This window comes from Flavobacterium sp., assembly GCF_036405015.1.
Classification (GTDB): Bacteria; Bacteroidota; Bacteroidia; order Flavobacteriales; family Flavobacteriaceae; genus Flavobacterium.
Genome location: NZ_DASWYK010000159.1, coordinates 1 through 4951, shown reverse-complemented (window position 1 = coordinate 4951; position 4951 = coordinate 1). Strand labels below are relative to the sequence as shown.

The following is a 4951-nucleotide window of genomic DNA, read 5'->3' as shown; positions in this document are numbered from 1 at the left end:
CATTATACTCATCTTTATGATTATCATACCAATCCTTTGCTTGTCCTGGTGACTGTCCGTATTGACTGTTCTCCAAATCACTTGTAGCGCAATTTGTTGCCATAAGTAAAATTCCCGCAAGTAGTAAACTTTTAATTAAATCTGTAATTTTTGTCATACTAAATATTAGTTAATGGGGCGAAAATAAACGTTTTGATAATTAAAAAGTTACGTAAAACCGTAAAAATAAAAAATTTAATGTTGTTTTATCTTACATAAATTTTACTGTAATATGAAAAACTTTTTTTGCTAAAATCAAAAAGAATTTTGGATTTTTCTTTTTTTGTCCGAGACTGTTTTTGTTTTGGTTTGATGAGGAGATTAGTTGGATTGGTTTCCTTTAAACGAAGATTGTTAAAAAGTTAGTTAGTTAGTTAGTTAGTTAGTTAGTTAGTTAGTTAGTTAGTTAGTTTTTGGTTCTGTTCTCTTTCTTTTTTTAGATTGTTTTTAATTTTTGTTTTGGCCGGTGAAGGAGGAGTCGGTAGAGGAGTGTGGTTGATTTTATTGGCAGATATTTTTTAGATAGCTAATGATTTATTGAAATTTTTGAGGTATTGGTTCGAGTCCTTTTCCCGCTACTAATTGGGACAAAGAAGAAAATTTCTTCTTTGTCCCTTTTTTATTTAGTCCTATTAGCCTGTTAATGCTATAGATGAGATGCACCACTTCGTTTACTCTAGCGGTTCGAAACCCGTTTTCTGAGATCGTAAAATTCTCAGGAAAAATCGAACCTAATAGATCTCTCGATTCAACCCAGTTGCCGTTTTCATAATATTCATTAAGCTTCATCAGATTCTCAACTCCTGCTTTTAAAAGCTCTTCGATATCTTTATTTTCATCATCGATACCAGATAATTTCAATTCGAGCCTTCTTACCATCTCTCCATAATCTGATTTCATTTCTCTGTAGTCCGAAGCGTCTATCTGCTTTGTTGCAAGAAGATCTCTTGCGTTTGAGATTCTGGTTTCATAATCCTTGATCTGGCTTATGATTTTAGTTTTTTCTTCCAATACATCCTTAATCTGTTCTTTATAACAGTCGCCTATGACATTGGCATAGATATTTTTGATTTCAGGAATCGGTATATATTTTTTCAGGTTCTGTATAAATATCTCGTTGGCTGCTTCCGAATTAATCCTGTATCTGCAACCTGCACTGCAATGATAATACGGGTAATATTTATGTCGCCCTTTAGAGATGCTACCTGTGAGTATTTTTCCGCAGTCGGGACAGATGAAAAAACCTCTCAGCGGAAAAGGCTTGGCAGAAAGTGCCTTTGGGAGATATTTGCGGGATCTCCCGTCCAGCACATCCTGAACTTTATAAAAAAGCATTTCCGAGATTAATGCTTCATGCTGTCCTCTCACTAAAGTGCGTTCCTCATCCTTATATTTAGGAACTTCGATCTTACCGCAGTAAAGAGGATTGCGGATCGCTCTCCAGAAATGGTTTTTGCCTGCTTTAAGCCCTTTTTCTTTTGCCATGTGAAGCACCTGTTCCGTGTTGAATATCCCTTTGGAAAGTTCTTCAAAAGCCCATTTTAAAATAGATGCTTCTGGCTGGTCGAATGCAATATATTTTGTACCATCTTCTTTTACTCGGTTAACATATCCAATGGGAGCAATTCCCATATATCTCCCCTCTTTTCTTGCTCTTCTCATTCCATGAAACGTATTTAGGGCTCTACGGTCATTCTCCACCTCGGGAGCAGCCAGATAAAAAGCCAGCATCATTTTGTTCTCGGGTATTGAAAGATCCAAAGGCTGTTCTATAGCCTGAGGCTCAACTCCCAATTTTCTGAGCATACTGATCATCTGGTAGGCATCTCCTGCATTTCTGCTGAACCTGTCCCATTTGGTAAACAGGAGAAGATCGGTTTTATTCTTATGCTTCTTTAAATCCGCAAGCAGTTTCTTCCACTGCGGACGGTTGAATGTCTTTGCCGAATGGTCTTCATAAATAACGTGTCTTATTTCAACTGCATTTATTTCGCAGTACTTGCGAAGCATTTCTTCCTGATTTCTCTGTGAGTAGCCCCTGTCTGCCTGCTCATCTGTACTCACTCTCACGTATAGGTCTGCTATTCTTCTCATCTTTTCTCTTTAAATAGTTTGAAACTGCCATATTTGCCAGTTTTCTTAAAAATTCTAAAATCATTCCCGCCTGTTCCAGCGTCACTTCCACTCCTTCATCTTTCAGCATTTTTCTGGTCTTTTCTGCCGTCATTTTTCCTCTTTCTTGTCTTCCATCTTTCTCCATTTGAAATTCCTCTTCATTAAAAAAAGACCGAGCCTCGGTCTTTTTTGTTCCACAATCACTGTCCGCTCTAAAGTTAAAAAACTTTTTTCATTTTATCCTGATCAAAATATGGTGGGGATAATACAAATATAAAACCTAATCCACTGAGGATCATAAGCAAAATTCACCTATCATAACTCAATCCTTTTTCAGATTATTATAAAGATAAGCCTCTTTTCTCTCAATGTCATGGACATAATATGTACATAAAAATAGTTCTGCTACTATTGACAAACTTCTTTAGCATAGCATTCAATTAACCTCACTCTTCTCATTCAGCATTCTGTATATTTCATCCAAAACCTCTATTTCGGCACTTGGAATTAATTGAAGAGCAAGTTCCAGAACAGAGCCTATGTAAATATCCCTGTTATCAAGTTCGTCCGAATAAATGATATTCAGGCACATGCGGATAAGATTCACTCCCAGACATGTCATATCTGCATAACCATAAAATTTTATCTCACGTATTGATTCCCCGCCTTTGTCCCCAGCAGGTTTAAGCAGTTTAAAATGATAGGATGCAAAATCTTTAAATTCTTCCAGTGTTTTTATTTTATCAGTTTCCATAATTTTAAATATTAAAACTTAATGTAGTCTATTCTGTTTCTTCTTTATTTTCCGAAAAAAGATCAGAAATCTCATTTAAAAGCTCAAACTCGTCAACTGGAAATAACTGAAGAGCAATTCCTAGTATAAGCCCAACATCAATATATTGGTTTTCAATAGTTGGCGGAACTTCTGCGCTCTCGTGATCTAAAGCGATAATGCAAAGCTTCATCAGGTTTCTTATAACACAAGCAAGCTCTTGATAGTCATAAACTCTTATCACTGCATTATACATCCCTCTTTTGTCGTCAGCTGATTTCAGAGTATTAAGCATTCTTCTGCTTAACACCCTGATATTCTCTAGTTTTTTGATTTCATCGGTTTCCATAACTTCATTTTTATGCTGATAAAGACAGATCCTGATGAATTTCCGCAAGTCTCTCCAGTTCCTTCTGAATCATAGCTTCTGCCTCCTTCATAAAATCACGGCATCTGTCTTCCATCAGCTGATAGCACAAATAATCAGAGCTGTTTCTTCTGCTGAATCGAAGCGTGTTTGGATTCTTTTTCAAAAGTCTAAACATATTTTTTTCATCCCTGCTGTTGCGTGGGAAATAATCAGAAGTCAAGGTCGTGAAGTATTCGCATAGCTCAAATAAGTAGCCCAGAGAAAAGTGATTTGGGGTATATCCCAGAAACACTCTGATAAGAGAAAGGCATGTCTGCTCTACAATCTGATGAAGGCAACTCATTCTGACTTCATAGGAAAAATATTGGTCATTATTGTAAATAAGATCCCAGATCGATGCAGAAACACTGCTTCGGTCTCCAGCATATAATGTGGTGCTTTTTACATGGCGCATCCCAGAATTAATGTCAATCTTAGGATGCTTTTCGGGATCAATAAACAGAGCCTGAGAGGTCTTAATAATATTACATAAGAATAACTGCTGATCACCGTATAATTTCACAATATTTCGCAGGCTGTGCATGAGAATAGTAACTGTTATCAGACCTTTCGATCTGCTCTTAATCTTATCAGTAAGGTCATTTCCTATGTTATCCTCAAACTCTTCTGCAATTATTAGCAGATAAAGATGAACATGCTTTTCTTTTTGAACGGGCTTCTGGAAAGGCTCATTAAAAGTATAACTGCTTTTCTTCTCTGCAAAACAGTAAATGCCTATCGGATCGATGTTCTGCGAAATAACTCGATAAATTAAATCGGATGTGGTGTTTTGAATTGCTTTCATAATTTTACTCATTTTAGTTAATACTTGTCTGAAAAATTGTATTTTTGTTTAACACACAGGCAAGTAAGCAATTACTTGTACCGTACGGTATCAAATTTTCCCGTACCGTACATGAGATTTTTTGTATCATACATGAATCCTGCTTTTTTATTCTTAATTATTATCTTTGAGCTATGAGTACATTAACAAAACCAAACCACATGGGGCGCAAAATCAGCCGTATCCGTGAACTGAAAGACATGAAACAGGAAGCGCTCGCGCAGGCTATGGGTACAAACCAGCAGACTGTTTCGATATTAGAAAATAGTGAAGATATCGATGATGAAAAATTAGCAGAAGTGGCAAAAGCCTTGGGAGTAACTGTAGAAGCAATTAAGAATTTCTCAGAAGAAGCAGTATTAAATATAATTGGAAATACTTACAATGATAGTAATGTTGTTAATGGAAATGCATACAGTTGTAATTTCAATCCGCTCGATAAACTAGTTGAAGTTTATGAAGAAAATAAAAAACTTTACGAAAGATTATTGAAATCTGAACAGGACAAAATTGAATACTTGGAAAAATTACTAAAAGTTAAATAAACTTTTATAAAAGATATTAATTAAAAAAAGGAGGCTTTATAGCTTCCTTTTTTTAATTTCAAACAACAATCTTTCATACTTAATTAGCATTTTTTACGTTTTATTCTAATCTTAATGAAGACAATTTTTAATGCAAGTCTTTTGAAATACATCATGGCAAAGTGATTTAGGTAAATAATTATAATTACTAGACAAAAACCATAAACAACAAATGATTAAAGCTTTTT

6 protein-coding genes are annotated in these 4951 nt (G+C 35.3%); 1 reads left to right on the top strand and 5 read right to left on the bottom strand.

Annotated features, from left to right (window positions below; genetic code table 11):
- Positions 1-573 precede the first annotated feature (573 nt).
- From VGE71_RS12600 to VGE71_RS12580, 5 genes are all read right to left on the bottom strand, one after another.
- On the bottom strand, positions 574-2133 hold the full coding sequence (locus VGE71_RS12600) for a recombinase family protein (protein WP_331138648.1): 1560 nt from the start codon (positions 2131-2133) through the stop codon (positions 574-576).
- Positions 2090-2299, bottom strand: coding sequence for a hypothetical protein (locus VGE71_RS12595; protein WP_331138647.1), 210 nt, complete (start codon positions 2297-2299; stop codon positions 2090-2092). Before VGE71_RS12595 ends, VGE71_RS12600 begins: the two co-directional genes overlap by 44 nt.
- Positions 2300-2590: 291 nt before the next feature.
- Entirely contained in the window at positions 2591-2908 is a 318-nt protein-coding gene (locus tag VGE71_RS12590) for a hypothetical protein (RefSeq protein ID WP_331138646.1), read from the bottom strand.
- 28 nt (positions 2909-2936) lie between these two features.
- Positions 2937-3275: a hypothetical protein gene (locus VGE71_RS12585; RefSeq protein ID WP_331138645.1), complete on the bottom strand. Its 339-nt coding sequence runs from the start codon at positions 3273-3275 to the stop codon at positions 2937-2939.
- A gap of 10 nt (positions 3276-3285) precedes the next feature.
- Entirely contained in the window at positions 3286-4140 is an 855-nt protein-coding gene (locus tag VGE71_RS12580) for a hypothetical protein (protein ID WP_331138644.1), read from the bottom strand.
- A gap of 173 nt (positions 4141-4313) precedes the next feature.
- Between VGE71_RS12580 and VGE71_RS12575 the strand changes: the two genes are divergently transcribed.
- Entirely contained in the window at positions 4314-4724 is a 411-nt protein-coding gene (locus tag VGE71_RS12575; protein ID WP_331138643.1) for a helix-turn-helix transcriptional regulator, read from the top strand.
- Positions 4725-4951: the final 227 nt, after the last annotated feature.